14 protein-coding genes are annotated in these 16,420 nt (G+C 71.1%); 6 read left to right on the top strand and 8 right to left on the bottom strand.

Going from position 1 to position 16,420, the window contains the following annotated elements:
- Positions 1 to 10: 10 nt before the first annotated feature.
- Both WYO_RS21170 and WYO_RS21165 read right to left on the bottom strand, forming a co-directional pair.
- Positions 11 to 637, bottom strand: a complete 627-nt coding sequence (locus WYO_RS21170) for a hypothetical protein (protein ID WP_007566301.1) — start codon at positions 635 to 637, stop codon at positions 11 to 13.
- Entirely contained in the window at positions 634 to 1,245 is a 612-nt protein-coding gene (locus WYO_RS21165) for a serine acetyltransferase (RefSeq protein WP_007566300.1), read from the bottom strand. Before WYO_RS21165 ends, WYO_RS21170 begins: the two co-directional genes overlap by 4 nt.
- A gap of 140 nt (positions 1,246 to 1,385) precedes the next feature.
- Here WYO_RS21165 and WYO_RS21160 point away from each other — a divergent pair, with 140 nt between their 5' ends.
- Genes WYO_RS21160 through WYO_RS21145 form a run of 4 tightly spaced genes read left to right on the top strand, consistent with a single transcriptional unit; the run spans position 1,386 to position 6,313 of the window.
- Positions 1,386 to 2,867: an oligosaccharide flippase family protein gene (locus WYO_RS21160; protein WP_244424254.1), complete on the top strand. Its 1,482-nt coding sequence runs from the start codon at positions 1,386 to 1,388 to the stop codon at positions 2,865 to 2,867.
- Positions 2,864 to 3,805 carry a glycosyltransferase gene (locus tag WYO_RS21155; protein WP_007566295.1) on the top strand — a complete coding sequence of 314 codons (942 nt, stop codon included), beginning with the start codon at positions 2,864 to 2,866 and terminating at the stop codon, positions 3,803 to 3,805. The genes WYO_RS21160 and WYO_RS21155 overlap by 4 nt, the downstream gene beginning before the upstream one ends.
- Before the next feature lie 11 nt (positions 3,806 to 3,816).
- Positions 3,817 to 5,184, top strand: coding sequence for a right-handed parallel beta-helix repeat-containing protein (locus WYO_RS21150; protein ID WP_007566292.1), 1,368 nt, complete (start codon positions 3,817 to 3,819; stop codon positions 5,182 to 5,184).
- A 1-nt stretch (position 5,185) separates the two neighbouring features.
- The gene (locus WYO_RS21145; protein ID WP_007566290.1) at positions 5,186 to 6,313 is read left to right on the top strand and encodes a glycosyltransferase family 1 protein; all 1,128 of its coding nucleotides are present in this window, start codon (positions 5,186 to 5,188) and stop codon (positions 6,311 to 6,313) included.
- Positions 6,314 to 6,320: 7 nt separating this feature from the next.
- On the opposite strand, the gene WYO_RS21140 is transcribed toward WYO_RS21145, so the two are convergent.
- On the bottom strand, positions 6,321 to 7,610 hold the full coding sequence (locus WYO_RS21140) for an MFS transporter (protein ID WP_244424252.1): 1,290 nt from the start codon (positions 7,608 to 7,610) through the stop codon (positions 6,321 to 6,323).
- Positions 7,611 to 7,830: 220 nt separating this feature from the next.
- On the opposite strand from WYO_RS21140, the gene WYO_RS21135 reads away from it, so the two are divergent.
- Positions 7,831 to 8,982 carry a hypothetical protein gene (locus WYO_RS21135; RefSeq protein WP_007566286.1) on the top strand — a complete coding sequence of 384 codons (1,152 nt, stop codon included), beginning with the start codon at positions 7,831 to 7,833 and terminating at the stop codon, positions 8,980 to 8,982.
- A gap of 222 nt (positions 8,983 to 9,204) precedes the next feature.
- The gene (locus WYO_RS21130) at positions 9,205 to 10,410 is read left to right on the top strand and encodes an MFS transporter (protein ID WP_007566285.1); all 1,206 of its coding nucleotides are present in this window, start codon (positions 9,205 to 9,207) and stop codon (positions 10,408 to 10,410) included.
- Here the strand turns inward: WYO_RS21130 and lptB are convergent.
- The 5 genes from lptB to WYO_RS21105 form a co-directional block, all read right to left on the bottom strand.
- The gene (gene lptB, locus WYO_RS21125) at positions 10,400 to 11,191 is read right to left on the bottom strand and encodes an LPS export ABC transporter ATP-binding protein (protein ID WP_230366717.1); all 792 of its coding nucleotides are present in this window, start codon (positions 11,189 to 11,191) and stop codon (positions 10,400 to 10,402) included. The two genes, WYO_RS21130 and lptB, sit on opposite strands and share 11 nt — an antisense overlap.
- Before the next feature lie 65 nt (positions 11,192 to 11,256).
- Complete coding sequence (locus tag WYO_RS21120; RefSeq protein WP_007566280.1) at positions 11,257 to 11,925, bottom strand: LptA/OstA family protein; 669 nt, start codon at positions 11,923 to 11,925, stop codon at positions 11,257 to 11,259.
- Complete coding sequence (gene lptC / locus WYO_RS21115) at positions 11,922 to 12,641, bottom strand: LPS export ABC transporter periplasmic protein LptC (protein WP_007566278.1); 720 nt, start codon at positions 12,639 to 12,641, stop codon at positions 11,922 to 11,924. The genes WYO_RS21120 and lptC overlap by 4 nt, the downstream gene beginning before the upstream one ends.
- A 311-nt stretch (positions 12,642 to 12,952) precedes the next feature.
- On the bottom strand, positions 12,953 to 14,785 hold the full coding sequence (gene htpG, locus WYO_RS21110) for a molecular chaperone HtpG (RefSeq protein ID WP_007566277.1): 1,833 nt from the start codon (positions 14,783 to 14,785) through the stop codon (positions 12,953 to 12,955).
- Between the two features lie 99 nt (positions 14,786 to 14,884).
- On the bottom strand, positions 14,885 to 16,420 hold a 1,536-nt coding region (locus WYO_RS21105; RefSeq protein WP_007566275.1), incomplete at its 5' end, for a KUP/HAK/KT family potassium transporter.

The following is a 16,420-nucleotide window of genomic DNA, read 5'->3' as shown; positions in this document are numbered from 1 at the left end:
CTGTTCCGGGCTAGGCTGCATCGGCGCCCTCCGGCCCCGCCTGGAGGCTGCGGATCTGCCGCTGGGCCAGCATCGTCACGGTGCCGGCCGGCACGTCCCGCAGGGTGCAGACGCCGATCCCGATCGTCGCCCCGGCGCCGACCGTGACCGCGCCCTGGATGGCGGCGTGGGCGCCGACCACCACCCCGTCGCCGAGGCGCGGCGCGTCCGCCGGAAACGGCTGCCCGGGGAACACCCAGTCCCGCGGACCCACGAGGGTCCCGGGCAGCAGGATCAGGTCGGTCCCCGCGCGGGCGCAGAACACCACCCGGGCCGGATGCGGCACGAACAGGCCGGGACCGATCGACGAGCCCGGATGCAGGCTGGCGCCGGTCAGCCGCAGCGACAGGTCGGAGACCAGGGCAGCCGAGCGGCGCCAGCCGCGGCCGTAGAGCAGATGGGCGGTGCGGTGGCAGATCGCGACCTGCATCGCCGGCAGGGTGAGGTGCATCAGGCGGCGCAGCCGCGAGGTCGGCTTGCCGCCGGTTGTCTGGCGCAGGACGCGGGCGAAATCCGCCGCCAGGAGGCGACGCAGCTCCGCCAACCCGGTCGCAGCCGGAGGGCCGCCCGCCTCTGTGGTCGAAGCGGCGCCGGTCATGCGGCGGCCCCGCGACCCGGCAGGGGACGCCAGGGCTGCGGCATCACCGTCTCGCCGATCTGGACATCCTTGAGGATGATCGTGCGCGGGCCGATCCGGGCCCGGTCGGCGACAAGCACCGCGCCGAGCACGATCGCGCCGGCCTCCAGCACCACGCCGTCCCCCAGCACTGGCAGGCCCGGACCGCCGCCGATATCCTGATCGGGCTCCTTCAGCAGGCCGCCGATCGAGGCCTGGAGCCCGAAGGCCACATCGTGCCCCACGGCCCCGGCGATGACGGCACCGTGGGGATAGGGCAGGAACAACCCCCCGGCGATGCGGCTGGAGGGCGGGATGTCGGCGCCGGTCCACCAGCCGTTGACCAGCCACAGCAGCCAGGCCGCCATCCGCCAGCCGCGCTCGTGGCTGTAGCGCGACAGCCGGTAGAGCCAGACCGCGTGATAGCCCCGGCGCAGGGTCGCCGAGCCGTGGCCCCGGCGATGCCAGTGCGCCCGGTCCGCCGCCAGGGCGGCGCGGATCTGCGCCCAGCTCGGCCGTCGCTCCCCAGCGGATCCCGATGCGCCCGCGAGGTGGATCCCTCGGGCTGCAGTCTCGGCGCGCTCGGACATACGCAGTCCTCCGGTTTCCTCAGACGCTCTATCTCTGCAACCATAAATTGAAGATGCGGTTGCAAGCCATACGCAGCCTGCCACGATGCAATCGTAGGTCGCGGATTTCAGCAGGGCTTCACCGAGAGATGTACCGGTTGGTGAATCGATTGCGTGGACGGGGTCGCACCGGCGGCCTGCGCTACGGCGCCAATCTGCTCGGGCAGGCCGCCGGGCGCGGCGTCTATCTGGCCGCGGGCTTCGCCGCCTTCGTGATGGTCGGCCACGCTGTCGGGCCGGAGGCGCTCGGCCGCTACGGGCTCGCCCTGGCGGTGCTGGCGGTGGCGCTCATCGCCGCCGATTTCGGCACGACGCTGACCTTCGGCGCGCGCCTCGGGGCCGGGGCGCCGGAGATGCGCGCGGTCGAGTTCGGCCGCATGATCTCGGCGCGCCTGCTCCTCGGTGTCACCACCGGGGCGCTGCTGTTCTGCGCCCTGCCGCTCCTGCCCGCTGAGATCCGGCCGGCCCTGGCGCTCGCGGCCGTGCTGATGCCGCTGGCGGCCGCGCGCTTTCTCGATTCTCTGTTCCAGGTCTGCGGCCGGCCCGGCTGGTCGGTCTGGCCGTCCCTGGCCAACGCCACGACCCTGGTCGGCGGCACGGCACTCGCGCTTTGGTTGCAATGGCCCGAGGCAGCGCTGAGCGTCGTCGCGGTGACCTCCGGTATCGTCTACGGCGCGGTCGGCCTCGTCCTGGCGGCCCGGCTCGTACCCGTGCGCCCCGCCTCCGTGGCGCATGGCTGGGCGACCATTCGGGCCGCGGCGGGCGTCGGCATCTCGAACGCGCTCGGCTCGCTCAACGGCCGCATCAGCCTGATCATGCTGGCGGCCCTGGCCGGGGCCGCCGAGCTCGGCCAGTTCACCGCCGGCTTCCGGTTCTTCGAGCTCGGCGCCGCGGTGGCGATCACCCTGTGCGCCCCGCTCGTGCCGGTCTTCGGACGCGCGGTCGGGCCGCTTGAGGCAGGCCGGCCGCGATCCGGCACCGACCGCCTCCGCGCCAGCGTGCGCCCGGCGCTGACCCTGATCCTCGCAACAGCGATCGCCGGGACGGTGGCGGCCTGCGCCGTCGCCGAGCCCCTGGTCCGCTTCGTCTTCGGACCGGATTTCGCCGCCGCCGCGCCGGTCCTGCGCATCGCGGCCGCCATGAGCGCCCTGCTGATCGCCGCCACGGTGCTGTTCGCCGGGCTCGTGCCGCTCGGCCGGACCGGCTTCGCGGTCCGCGGCAGCGCGGCGGCCTGCGCCACGAACCTGGCGGCCTGCGCGGTGCTGATCCCCCTCGATCCGTTGCTCGGCGCGGCCTGGGCCGCACTCCTCGCCGAGGTCGCGATGCTGGCGGTGGTCGCGCACGCCTTCTGGCGGGAGGCGGGGCCGCCCCTGGCCCTGGCAGACGTACCGACCGTGCTGGGGCCCGGCCTCGTCACGGCCCTCGTCTGGGCCGCCGGCCCGGCGGCGCTCGCGCCGCTCACGGTGCCGGCCGCCGCGGGCCTCTCCGCCGCGGTGGCCGCCTGGCTGTGCCTGCGCCGGCGCGCCCCCGCCGATCCGCCCACCGATCCCCTTGCCCTGTCGATCCCGGAAGCTTCGTCATGAGCGACGTCCCTGTGCTCTCGGTCATCATCCCGACCTACAACCGCGCCGATACGCTGCGCCTGTGCCTGCGGGCCTTCGATCGGCAGACGACCGACGTCCCGTTCGAGATCGTGGTCTGCGACGACGGCTCCACGGATGCGACCGGCACGGTGATCAGCCGGGCGGTGGCGGCGGGCCGCGTTCCGGTGGTGCATCTGCGCCAGGAGAACCAGGGGGCCAACGCCGCCCGCAACCATGCCATCGGGGTCGCGAGGGGCGAGCGGCTGCTGATCGTCAACGACGACACGATCCCGTCCCCCGGTCTCGTGGCAGCGCATCGCGCCGCCCATGCCAAGCGGGGCGGGCGCGAGACCGCGATCCTCGGGCGCATGACCATCGACCCGGCCCTGCCGTTCTCGCCGTTCTCGGCCCTGCACCACGACGCGTCCTACGACGCCCTCGCGGGGCGCGTGGAGGTCGGCTGGGACGCCTTCCTGACCTGCAACGTCAGCGTCGACCGGCGCCTGCTCGACGAGGCCGGCGGCTTCGACCCGCGGCTGACCTGGCACGAGGATATCGAGCTCGGCGAGCGTCTCGCCCGGCGCGGCATGCACCTGTTCTACGCCCCGGAAGCCTTGGCCTATCACCATCACCTCCTCGACGAGGCGGCCTATCTGCGCATCGCCGAGCGCGAGGGCGCGGCCCTGGTGCTGTGGTACCGCAAGCGTCCGGACCTGGTCGCCGACCTCACCCGGCTGGGCCTCGTCGGCCCGCCGCCGCTCGCCGCCTCGCCGCGCCATCGGGTCGCCGATCTGGCGATGCCGACCGCCCTTCTGCCCGGCTGGCAGATGGCGGCGCGGGCTTTGACCCGGATCAGCCCGGAGGCCGGCCGCACGATCTGGCGCCGGCTGTTCCAGCGCCAGAAACGGCTCGCCATCGCCCGGGCGCTGGCGGCGTGAGGCGGCCGCGGATGCACATTCGAGGACTCTTCGCGGCTCTGCTGCTGCCGGCGCTCGCCGCCTGCGGCGCGGCCGATGCCCAGTCGCAGCAGAACATCCTGGTCGACCCGGCGGGGGGCACGATGGACGGCTACCGCACGGTGGCCCGGCTCGCCGATGTCCCGTTCGCGAGCCTCGCACCCGGCTCCAGCGTGCTGGTCCGCGGCGGCAGCTACGGCGACGTGGCGGTGATCGGCGCCCGCGGCAGCGCCGAGGCGCCGGTCACGGTGGCGGCGGTGGCCGGGACCAAGCCCGTCCTGTCGAACTCGGTGGTGTTCGAGAATGCCGCCTACGTCACGGTGACCGGCCTGACCGTGCGAGGCGCGGTCAATTCCGGCTTCATCATCCGCCGCGGCTCGCACCACGTCACGGTTGCGGATTCGACCGTGTCGAAATCCGGCCTCGGCATCTGGATCGGCGACGGCGCGGGAGCGGGTCACCGCATCACCGGCAACACGCTGGCCGACAACAAGACCCACGGCGTCGCCGTCGACGTGATCAACGTGCCGCCGGAGGATCCGAGCTTCATCCTGGCCAATACCGTGACCGGCAACGGCATCCACGGGATGGAGATCAACGGCTCCGGCTACGTGGTCGAGGGCAACCGGGTCTCGGGCAACGGGGTCGGAATGTCGGGCACCTCGGGCATCCACGTCTACGCCAAGGATGCCGCCCAGGACGCGGGCGACCGCAACACCATCCGGTACAACATCGTCACCGGCCAGAAGGAAACCACCGGCCAGGACGGCAACGGCATCCAGATCGACCAATGGTGCGACGGCAACACCGTCGCGTTCAACGTGGCGGCCGACAATGACGGCGCCGGCATCAACCTGTTCGATGCCGGCTCGAACCTGGTGGTGAACAACACCGTCACCGGCAACATGCGCGATTCCGGCGGCAAGCACGTCTATCGCGGCGAGATCGTGCTGGCCTCCGACTATACCAAGCAGGTCGACCGCACCGCGGGCAACCGGGTGCTCAACAACATCGCCTTCGCGACCCGGCCCGGCATCGCGGCCATCGCGGTCGAGGCGACCACCGCCGACAACAACAACGCGATCGGGCCGAACTTCATCGGCAGCGGCGTCGGCGCCCCGCTCTATCGCTGGGCCGCCACGACCACCAGCGACGGCGCGACCCTGCCGCTGAACGGCCAGGCCCCCGACCTCGTCGGCACCCCCGCCTTCCGCGACCCGACGAAGCCGCTCGCGGACGGCCTCGCGCTGACCACGCCCCCCGCCCGCGCCGGCATCCCGCTCGGCGCGACGCGCGACCTCGCCGGACGCGCCTACGCGGCCGGCGAAGCCCCGACCTTCGGCGCCTACAGGAGCCCGTAACATGCTACGCATCGGCATCGACGCGCATGTGCTCACCGGCAAGCCCCAGGGCAGCCGCACCTGGCTCGTCAACATCATCGGGCGGGCCGCCGCCCGCCACCCGGACGCGACCTATCTGGTCTATTCCCACGACCCGGAGGCCTGCGCCCGCATCGTCTCGGGCGCCAATATCGAGCACAAGCGGCTGCCGCGGGTGCCGGCGAGCCTGCGCCTGCTCGCGATCTGGCCGTGGCTGGTGTTCCGCGACCGCCTCGACACCCTGCTGACCACCTACATCGCCCCGCCGCTGGTCCCGGGGAGCCGGCAGGTGGTGGTGGTCCACGACATCCTGTTCGAGACCCACCCGGAATTCTTCTCCTGGCGGATGCGCTGGCGCAACCGCGTGCTGACCCGGCTCTCGGCCAAGCGGGCCAAGCTGGTCCTGACCATCTCCGACTACAGCCGCGATTCCATCGCGAAGGTCTACGGCATCGAGCGCGAGCGGATCGCCGAGGTGCGCTGCGGCTCGACACCGCCCCGGGCTTCCGCCGAGCGGAGTCCGCTCGCGGACGGGCGCCCCTACCTGCTGATGGTCGGCCGCCTGGAGCCGCGCAAGAATCTCGGCCTCGTGCTCGACGCCTTCGCGCGGCTGCCCGAGGGAGCGGCCCGGCTGATCGTCGTGGGCAAGGGCGACGGCGAGCGGCCCGAGACCCTCGACCGGCTGACCCGGACCCCGGACGCGGTGCACATCGCCGGCATCGACGATAACGGCCTGTCGGACCTCTACACCCGGGCCGCCGCCCTGGTCTTCCCGAGCCGCGGCGAGGGCTGGGGCATCCCGGTGCTCGACAGTCTCGCCCGGGGCACGCCGGTGATCGCGTCGAGCCTGACGGCGATCCCGGAGGCGGGGGGCAGCGCGGCGAGCTACTTCAACCCGGACGCCCCCGACCGGGTCGAGCGGCTGGCCGACTTGATGGGCGCCGCGATCGACGGCCGCCTGCCCTTCGACGCCGGCGCCGCCCGGGCGCACGCCGCCCGCCACGATTGGGACGGCCCGGCCGCGACTTTCGTCGACCTGATGCGCCGGCATTTCCAGGCCCGCAGCCCGGCGCGTGATCTCCACGCGCCGGTGCCGCATATGCGCGGCTGACCGCCGCCTATTCGGCGGGGGTGAGGCCGGCGGCGAAGGCCTCGGCCGGGGTCTCGGCGGCGATCGGGTCCTGGATCAGCACCCAGTATCCGATCGCCGCCACCACGGCGATCGCCGCGCCGGTGATGAAGGCGAGCGAGAACTGGCCCGTCCCGCCGACGATGAAGCCGGTGATCATCGGCGCCAGGGCACCGCCGATATAGCCGCCGAAATTCTGCATGGAGCCGAGCGAGGCGGTGCAGTTGGCCGGGGCCGCCACGGAGGCCATCGCCCAGGCCGCCGACGAGCTCACATAGACCAGGAACAGCGAGGCCGAGATGCACGCGATCGCCAGCGTGTCGCTCGGCGTCAGCGCGGCCACCACGGTGCAGACCGCCGTCGCCAGCAGGCCCACGACCATCGGGATCTTGCGGCTCCGGATCGGGTCGACCCCGCGGCGGACCAGGATGTCGACGATCCGCCCGCCGAGGATGCCGCCCAGCACCCCGAACGCGAACGGGATCGCCCCGATGATGCCGGTCTTCTGCAGGGTGAAGTGCCGCTCGATCTCGAGATAGCTCGGCAGCCAGGCCGTGTAGAGCCAGGTCATGTAGATGCAGCCGAAATAGCCCATGATCATCCCCCAGCTGGTCCGGTAGTGGAACAGCCGCTGCCACGCGTGCCAGGTGACGCGCCGGTCGGTGTTGGGGGCGTCGCCCTCCTCCAGGAAGGCGCGCTCGGCCGGGGTCAGGTCCACCTCGGGGGGATTGCGGAACACCAGGTAGACGATGCCGGCCAGCACCAGACCGGCGGCGCCCATGATGACGAACATGGACCGCCAGCCGAACGTCACCATCAGGAAGGTCAGCAGCGGCAGGGCCAGGAAGGTGCCGAGCGAGGACGCGCAGTTCCAGATCCCGGTGGCGGTGCCGCGCTGACGGATGTTGAACCAGTCGCGCGAGACCCGGGCGCAGGTCGGAAAATGCGGGGCCTCGCCGACGCCGAGCACGATCCGCGCACCCACGAACTGCCAGAACGAGGTCACCACACCGCCGAGCATCTGGCCGAGCGACCAGCAGCCCAAGCCGAGGGTCAGGGTCAGGCGCGGGCCCAGCCGGTCGGACAGGGCGCCGGCCGGCAGCTGCGCGAAGGCGTAGGCCCACAGGAAGGCCGACAGCAGCAGGCCCATGTCGGAAATCGACAGGCCGAGATCCTGCCGGATCAGCGGATTGGCCACCGCCAGGGTGGCGCGATCGACGTAATTGACCACCCCGGCCGTCACCAGAAGGGTGAGCGAGATCGTCTGGATGCGCTTCACGCGCGGCGTTGCGACTGGAGCCACTGTTTCCCCCCTGGGCTGACGCGCACTCTTCACGGTGCTTCGGGCCCGATCGCGCGTCAGCGACTCACGGCGTCCCGCCGATATTCTGCACCGAATGCCGGCCAGGGGAAGCTGCCGGCTAACAGGTGGCCCCCTCGCGTCGCGGCGCCGGGCGTCGTAGACCGCCCGGACCCGTCACCGACCGAGACCGTCCCGCGTGCGCCTGATCCAGATCACCCACCACGACCTCGACGGCTACGGCGCCGCCACGGTCGCCTCCGCCTGCGCGGCGGTCGAGCGCGTCGTCCACGTGCCGCGCTACAGCGATGTCGGCCCCGTCTTCGAGGACGAGACCAAGCGCCTGGCCCGGGCGGGCGAGAGCGAGATCCTGCTCATGACCGATCTCGGCCTCGAGGAGCAGACCATCGCGGGCCTGAAGAAGTTCGCCGCCATGAACCGCCGCCGTGAGGACGGCCGGAAGCACCGGCTCGTGGTCCTCGACCACCACGCCTCCTCGCTGGACCAGCTGCGCCGCCAAGGCCTGGAGCCCGTGGCCGATCCCGAGCGGCCGGGCCTGAGCCGAATCGACCTCGGCGATCCGGATTGCACCCTGCTGATCGACGAGAATGTCTGCGCCACCCGGATGGCCTTCGATCACCGGGCCCTGTTCGCTACCCACGAGCCCGACACCGACCTCACCGCCCTGCTGGCGGCGATCGACGCGGTTGACCTCTGGCGCAAGGACAGCCCCGCCTTCCCGGGGGGCCTGGCGCTCGACGAGCTGTTCTGGGAGAGCGTGTCGAGCTTCGTGCCCGTCGGCCATCCCTGGCACGAGACCTTCATGTCCGGCCTGCTGCGGGCGGCCGCCGTGTCGTTGCGCGAGGGTGCGACCCCGGCCGATCTGGAGCGGCGCGCCCTCGCGATCCGGTCCGACGTGGTCGAGACCCTCCTGCGCGACGCGCCGGACGACGACCGGGCGCTGACCACGCGCATGCGGCTCGCCCGGGCGCTCGCCCGCTCGGACGCCCTGTTCCGCCCCCTCAAGGACGGCACACTCCTCTCCTTCGCCCTCGATTCGGGCACGTTCCAGCGGGTCTCCGACCTGATCATGGATGCGGGCCGGGCCAAGCGCGTCGTCAACGTGCAGCGGATGGGCACGCTGTCGTTCCGCTCCAACGACGGCACGGCGCTCGACGGCGCCCGCCTGTTCCGCGGCGGCGGCCACCGCGATGCCGCCGGCGGCCGGCTCCAGAGCGGCTCGGCCTTCTCGATGACGGACGCGATCGCCCAGGTCGAGCCGGTGCTGAACCCGGACAAGCCGCCGGAGGCGGACAGCCCGTTCGCGGCGCTGAAGAACTGGAAGGGGTGAGGCCACGGGCGTCGGGCTTTTCGGGTTCGCGTCATTGCGGGCGAAGCAATCCAGCGGCGCCACGCGTTGTCGTCTCGCGTTGCCTTGACGCGCTCCGCTCGCGATCGCGGCTGAGCTTCACGGATACGACGGTGCGACCCGGTGCCGTGCGATGGTCGCCCGACATCTGTCTGTCACCAGCCGGATCGACGGTATCCTGACGGCAGCAAATTCACGCTCCAAATGTCGCCAGCGTCCCTGCGTCCCGCCCGCCCGAGCCTCCGCGTCCTGATCGTCCTCGCGGTTGCGCAGATCATCGGGTGGGGCAGCGTCGGCCTCACAGCCGTTGTTGCTCCCCTGGTCGCGGCCGATCTCGGGATGGACCTGCCCGCCGTTTTCGCCGGCAATTCGATCCTGTACGCGACCATGGGCCTGTTGGCGCCGATCCTCGAACGCGCCTTCGTCCGATACGGCGCGCGGAGCGTGATGATTGCCGGCAGCGCGTTGGCAGGACCGGGGTTCGTTGGACTGGCCCTGGCAAGCGGCCCCATCTCGTATTTCGCGGCCTGGATCCTCCTTGGCGTGGCCGGCAGCGCGACGCTGACCAACGCGGCCAGCATCCTGCTCAACGAGATTGCCGGGTCCGGCGCCCGGCGAGCCATCGCGGCTCTGATGCTGGTCACCGGCCTGTCGAGCAGCCTGTTCTGGCCGACTACGGCCTTCCTGACGGGTCTCGGCGGCTGGCGGGGCACCTGTCTCATCTACGCCGGAGCGATGTGGTTCCTCTGCCTGCCTCTGTACGGGCGGGGTCTGTCGCCGCGCGCGCCACCCGCCGCCGGGGTCGAGCCAGGGTCGGATGCGATTGCTCCGCCGCGGTCAAGCACGTTCTGGTTGATCGCCTGCGGGATCACCCTCAACGCCTTCGTCACGTTCGGCCTCAGCGCCATACTGATCGAGCTGCTGGTCGCCGAGGGGGTGAGCCGGCCGGACGCGGTCGGCTACGGCGCGATGCTCGGCGTCGTTCAAGTCGGCGCGCGCGGGATCGACTTCCTGGGCGGTGGCCGGTGGGACGGGCTGACCAGCGGCCTGTTCGCCGGGATCCTCGTGGTGACGGCGCTGATCCTGCTGGCCGCGAGCGGCGGGACACCGGGCGCGGCTATGGTCTTCATCCTGCTCTACGGCCTCGGCAGCGGCGTCCTCGCGGTCGTGCGCGCAACCCTGCCTTTGGCGTTCTACGACAGGGGCGCCTATGCGCGCGCCGCCTCGCGCATCGCGCTCCCGCTCAACCTCGTGACGGCTGCTGCTCCGCCGATCCTGGCAACGATCCTGACGAGCTTCGGCTGGGAGGCCGTCCTCCTGCTGACGGGCGGATGCGTGCTGACGGCGACCGGGATATTCCTATCCCTGAGACGGCACCGACCCGCAGCGCCGACACCCATCAGAGCCTGAAATCCTCGCCGAGATACAGGCGGCGGGCATCGGGGTTCGCCACGATCTCCTCCGGCGTGCCCTCGGTCAGGATGCGGCCGGAATGGGCGATGTAGGCGCGGTCGATCAGGCCCAGCGTCTCGCGCACGTTGTGATCGGTGATCAGCACGCCGATGCCGCGCTGCTTGAGGTGCTTCACCAGATCCTGGATGTCGCCCACCGCGATCGGGTCGATGCCGGCGAAGGGCTCGTCGAGCAGCATGAAGGTCGGCGAGGAGGCGAGCGCCCGGGCGATCTCGCAGCGCCGCCGCTCACCGCCCGACAGCGCGATCGAGGGCGACTTGCGCAGGCGCGCGATGTCGAACTCTTCGAGCAGCGCATCGAGCTTGCGCGCCCGCTCCTTGCGATCCGGCTCGACCACTTCGAGTACGGCGCGGATATTGTCCTCGACGGTGAGCCCCCGGAAGATCGAGGCTTCCTGCGGCAGGTAGCCGATCCCGAGCCGTGCCCGCTGGTACATCGGCAGATGGGTGATCGGCAGGCCGTCCAGGGTGATGTGGCCGCGGTCGGCCGCCACCAGGCCGGTGATCATGTAGAAGATCGTGGTCTTGCCGGCACCGTTGGGGCCGAGCAGCCCCACCGCCTCGCCGGTGCGGACCGTGAGCCCCGCCTCGTGCACTACGGTGCGGGCGCCGTAGCTCTTGCGCAGGCCGCGCACGCTCAGGATGCCGGGCCCGCCCTCTTCCGCCGCAGCGATCTCGTCGGCATCCGCGACGGGCGGATCGGCGCGCCGGCCGAACAGGCGGCCGAGCCATGTCGGGCGGGCCGCCGAATCCTGCGGCTCCGCCCGGAACGCGACCGCGCCGCTCAATTGACCTGGGCCCGCGGCTTGACCGGCGGCTGCGCGCAGCCCTTCGGCTTGCCATCCTTGGCGTCGGCCTTCTCGCCGGGCACGAACAGGGCGGAGACGCGCCCGCCGGCCACCGGGTCCATGTTCGCCCGCCCGGTGCCCATATCGTAGACCAGACGCTGGCCGCGGGTGACGTTCTGGCACTGGCTCAGCACGACGTTGCCGGTGAGCACGATGCGCTTGGCATCCTGGTCGAACACCGCGTGATCGCCGGTGGCGACCTGGTCCTTCTGGACCACCGTGACCGGGCCGGCGCAATCGACCTTCTGGATCCCGTTCTCGGCCGGGTTCTTCGGCGCCGGTGCCTCGGCACCCGCATCCGCGGACGCATTTTTGCTCGCGGCATCCTTGGCCGCGCTGTCCTTGCCGCGCTTGTAGTAGACGGTCATGGTCGAGCAGCGGATCGTGCTCTCACCCTGCACGGCCACGACGTTGCCGACGAACACCGCCCGGTTCTCCCGGTCGAACACGTCGAGCCGGTCGGCATCGATCTTGATCGGGTCCTTGCCGCCGCCGCCGATATTGCCGAAGGGCGAATCCTTCTTCGCCGGCTTCTCGGCGAGGGCCGGGCCAGCGAATGCCAGGCCCACGGCCAGGGCCGCACAGAGCGTTGCGCGCGCGCTCATCGGCTGCCTTCCGCCGGCTCGGCGTTCGAGGTCAGGATGCGCGGGGGCGCCTTGTCGGCCGGGTCGTCGTTGACGATCACGACATGCACGTTCCCGACGAAGGAGATCCGCTTGCCGTTCTCGACCACGTCGAGGGCGTTGGCATTCACGGTGGCGCGCGGGGTCGAGACGGTGACCGGTTCCTGGGAACTCACCGATCCGGTCTTGAACGCCACCGCGGCCGAGCGCAGGCGCGCCTCCTCGCCCCTGTCGGTCCAGATCCGGATGTCGTCCTTCAGGTCGAGCGCCTCGCGGGCGGTGTCGAACAGGCCGGACGCGGCCGAGAGCCGGGCCATGCCGCCCTGGTCGTCGGTGGCGAGATGCCCGCGCATCCGCTCCAGCTCGATCAGGCTCGGCTTGCGGACGTCTTGGAGGGCGGCATCGGCCGTCACCTCGTAGCCGCGGTTGCCCTGGCGGAAGCCCGCGAGCCGCGGGCTCTCCATGCGGACCTTGGAGCCGGCCACTGTCACCGGGCCAAGAGAGACGCCCGGCAGGTTCGTCGCGAAGGGATTGAACAGATAGGCGAGCAGCAGCGCGACCGAGCCGCCGGCCGCGACCGGGATGAGGCGGCGCATCGTCCGCACACGACCGCTGTGGCGGTACGCCCGGGCATGAGCCCGCGTGCGCGCCGCCGCGACCGCCTGTCCGTTGCCGGCTGAAGCCTCGACCGGGTTCATGCAGCGTCCGTGAGGCGCGCAGGCCGCGCGCACGAGAGGGATCGGCTCAGACGCCTGCGGCCCCCACCGCGCCCGCGCCTCCGATCGGGGGATGGCCCCGACCGGTGGCGAAGTTATGGCTCGCCTGTTTCGGAATGATCAACCGAACTCGGAAACTTTCGTCGCGGATGTGTGTGAGCACACATCCGCCTGTTGCAGCAACGTGGCTGCGAAGAGGTCCGCTGTGCGAAGCGCCTCCCCGTTTTCGCGAGCGCAGCCGGGCCCGAGCGCATCGGGCCCGGCCGCGATCCCACGGAGCGAATCGCTCAGCGTCAGGCGCCGCGGGCCGCCGCCAGGGCCGCCGCGATCGTGCGGGCGAACCCCGCCGGATCGCGCGGGCTGTCACCGTCCTGGATGCGGGCGAGGTCGAGCAGCGTGCCGGCCTCCTTGGTGATGTCCGATTCGGGCGCGGCGGCGAGCGCCCGGATCAACGGGTGGCGGGGGTTGATCTCCAGCACCGGCTGCGCGGCGGCGCCGCGGCCCGCGCGGCGCATCAGCCGCTGCATCTGCAGGTCGGGGCCGGCGCTGCCGGCCGAGAGCACCACGGCCGAGTCGACCAGCCGGTCGGTGGTCCGGACGTCCGAGACCTCGGCGCCCAGAGCCGTCTTCACGGCGGCCACGAACGCGTCGATGCCTTCCGGCGCCTCCGGCTGCTCGCCCGCGATCGCGAATTTCGACAGGTCGAGGCCGCCCTTGGTGATCGACTTGAGCGGCTTGTCCTCGAAGCTGCCGAGCTGGTCGGGCCAGAAGGCGTCGACATGGTCGGAGAGCAGCAGCACCTCGAGGCCCCTGGCCTTGAAGCCCTCGAGCTGAGGGGACGATTTCAGCGCCTCGGCATCGTCGGCGACGAGGTAGTAGATCGCGTCCTGGCCATCCTTCATGCGGGACACGTAGTCCGGCAGCGAGGTCCAGCCCTCCACGGCGGAGGACCGGAAGCGCAGCAGGGGCGCGATCTCGCCGCGGCGCTCGAAATCCTCGTAGATGCCCTCCTTGAGCACCGCGCCGAAGTTTTCCCAGAAGGTCTGGTAGCTCTCGGCATCCTTGGCGCGGGTGGTCAGCTCGGAGACGACGCGGCCGGTCACCGCGCGGCGGATCCGGGCGAGGGCCGGCGTCGATTGCAGCATCTCGCGAGAGACGTTGAGCGGCAGGTCCTCGGTGTCCACGACGCCCTGGACGAAGCGCAGCCACGGCGGCAGCAGCTCGGCCTCGTCGGTGATGAACATCCGGCGGACATGCAGGCGGACCTTGCTCTGCCGGTCGTTCTCCAGCGCCTGGAACGGCTTCGCGCCGGGCACGAACAGCAAAGCGGAGAATTCGAGCTGGCCTTCGGCGCGCCAGTGCAGCGTCGCCCAGGGCTTGTCGAAGTTCATGCCGATGGCGTGGTAGAACGCCTCGTACTGCTCCTCGGTCACCTCGGATTTCGGCTTGCGCCAGAGGGCGGTGCCCTGGTTGGCCGATTCGTCCTTGCCGTCGCGGACGATGGCGATCGGGACGGTGATGAAGTCGGCCCATTTCCGTACGAGGTGATCGAGGCGGTAGGGTTCGAGGTACTCGTCCGCATCCTCCTTGAGGTGGAGCACGATGTCGGTGCCGGGCTCGGCCCGGGTGGCGGGCTCCAGCGTGTAGCTGCCCTGGCCTTCGGACGCCCAGGTCCAGGCCTCGTCGCTGCCGGCCCGGCGCGACGTGACCGTGACCCGGTCGGCGACCATGAAGGCCGAGTAGAAGCCGACGCCGAACTGGCCGATCAGGCTCGGGCGGTCCTCGGCCTTGGCCGCGTCCAGGGTCTGGGAGAAGGCCCGGGTGCCGGAACGGGCGATGGTGCCGAGATTGGCCGCCAGATCCTCCTTGGTCATGCCGATGCCGGCATCCGAGATGGTCAGGGTGCGCGCCTCCTTGTCGGGCACGATCCGGACCTTGGCGTCCGGCGGCAGGGCGCTCGCCGCCGAGGTCAGGGCCTCGAACCGGCGCCGATCCATGGCGTCGGCGGCGTTGGCGACGAGTTCGCGCAGGAAGATCTCGCGGTCGGAATAGAGCGCGTGCACGACGAGGTCGAGGAGCCGACCCACCTCCGCCCCGAACTCGTGCCGCTCAATCGTCTCGCTCACGGGTGATGCCTCCGCGTAGGGGAAAATGCGGGGCGGATATGCCCGCGCGACCAGCCGTTTTCAATGAGGCGTCCGGGGGATCGGCAGGGTGTGAAGAAATCAGATCTCGATCTCGGTCCCGACCTCGACGATCTGCCGGGTCGGCAGGCAGAAATGGGCGCCGGTGCGCTCGGCATTCCGCTTCATGAAGGCGAACAGGCCCTGGCGCCACAGGGCCATGCCGGGTCTGGCAGACGGGATGACCACCTCGTGGCCGACGAAGTAGGTCAGATCCTCCAGGTATTCCGGCGGCAGCAGGCCGCTCTTCACCGCGCATTGCAGCCCCTCGGGGATCGAGGCCGTCTGCATGAAGCCGTAGCGCAGGACGACGCGCTCCATGCCGGGGGTGTATTTCGAGATCGCCTTGCGGATGCCCTGGGCGACCAGGGTCACCTGCGCCCGCTCCTCGGCGGGGATCACCGGGGCCTCCTCGTAGATCACGGTGATCAGCAGGATGCGCTCGTGCAGGCAGCGGCTGCGCTCGACCAGCCGGCCCAGGGCCATCGGGATGCCTTCGGTGGCGGCGGTGAGGAAGGCCGCGGTGCCCGGCAAGGTGACGGGCGGGTGAGACGCGAGGCGGGCCAGGAACGTCGCCTCCGGCTGGCGCATGGTCTCGCGCACCGCCTCCAGGACGTGGTTGCCCTTCATCCAGGTCAGCATCAGGAAGGCGACCGCGGCGGCGAGCACCAGCGGAAACCAGCCGCCCTCGAATAGCTTCACGCTGTTGGCGGCGAAGAACAGGGCGTCGATGGCGAGGAAGAAGCCGTTGACCGCGAAGACCAGGATCGGGTTGTAGCCCCAGCGCAGGGCGATCAGCGCGGCAAGCAGGGTGGTGATGCCCATCAGCGCCGAGACCGCGATCCCGTAGGCCCCGGCGAGCGCGTCGGAGGATTCGAACACCACGACGGCGGTCAGCGTCCCCGCAGCGAGCAGCCAATTCACCGCCGGCACGTAGATCTGGCCGCGCTCGTCCTGATCGGTGTGGACCACCCGCATCGTCGGCATGAAGCCGAGCTGGATCGATTGCTGGGTGAGCGAATACACGCCCGAGATCACCGCCTGCGAGGCGATCACCGTGGCCATCGTCGCCAGGGCGACTAGCGGATAATGCGCCCATTCGGGGGCCAGCAGGTAGAACGGGTTCTCGATGGCGCTCGGATCGGCCATCAGCAGGGCGCCCTGCCCGCAATAATGGATCAGCAGCGCCGGCAGGACGAGCCCGAACCAGGCCGCGCGGATCGCCGGGGCGCCGAAATGGCCGAGATCGGCATACATCGCCTCGCCGCCGGTCACCGCCAGGAAGGCCGCGCCGAGCATCATAAAGCTCACATGCCAGCCCGCATGGGCGAGGAAGTCCACGGCCCGCCAGGGATTGGCCGCCCCCAGGATCTCCGGGGCGCGCAGGATGCTCGGGATTGCCAGCAGGACCAGGACCACGAACCAGAGCAGCATCACCGGGCCGAACACCCGGCCGATCACCGCGACACCCTTGTGCTGGACGGCGAACAGGGCGACCAGGATCACCAGCGTGATCGGCACCACGAACGGGGTCAGCACCGGCGCATCGACCTTCAGCCCCTCGATGGCCGAGAGCAC

The organism is Methylobacterium sp. GXF4 (assembly GCF_000272495.1).
GTDB classification, from domain to species: Bacteria; Pseudomonadota; Alphaproteobacteria; order Rhizobiales; family Beijerinckiaceae; genus Methylobacterium; species Methylobacterium brachiatum.
The sequence above is the reverse complement of the archived record's forward strand: the minus strand, read 5'-3'. Positions and strand labels throughout refer to the sequence as shown.

Excerpts from the sequence above, each read along its gene's own strand:
- WYO_RS21145 (WP_007566290.1), top strand. The coding sequence starts at position 5,186 with ATGCTACGCATCGGCATCGACGCGCATGTGCTCACCGGCAAGCCCCAG.
- WYO_RS21150 (WP_007566292.1), top strand. The coding sequence starts at position 3,817 with ATGCACATTCGAGGACTCTTCGCGGCTCTGCTGCTGCCGGCGCTCGCC.
- lptC (WP_007566278.1), bottom strand. The coding sequence starts at position 12,641 with ATGAACCCGGTCGAGGCTTCAGCCGGCAACGGACAGGCGGTCGCGGCG.
- WYO_RS21130 (WP_007566285.1), top strand. The coding sequence starts at position 9,205 with ATGTCGCCAGCGTCCCTGCGTCCCGCCCGCCCGAGCCTCCGCGTCCTG.
- WYO_RS21165 (WP_007566300.1), bottom strand. The coding sequence starts at position 1,245 with ATGTCCGAGCGCGCCGAGACTGCAGCCCGAGGGATCCACCTCGCGGGC.
- WYO_RS21120 (WP_007566280.1), bottom strand. The coding sequence starts at position 11,925 with ATGAGCGCGCGCGCAACGCTCTGTGCGGCCCTGGCCGTGGGCCTGGCA.
- WYO_RS21155 (WP_007566295.1), top strand. The coding sequence starts at position 2,864 with ATGAGCGACGTCCCTGTGCTCTCGGTCATCATCCCGACCTACAACCGC.
- WYO_RS21170 (WP_007566301.1), bottom strand. The coding sequence starts at position 637 with ATGACCGGCGCCGCTTCGACCACAGAGGCGGGCGGCCCTCCGGCTGCG.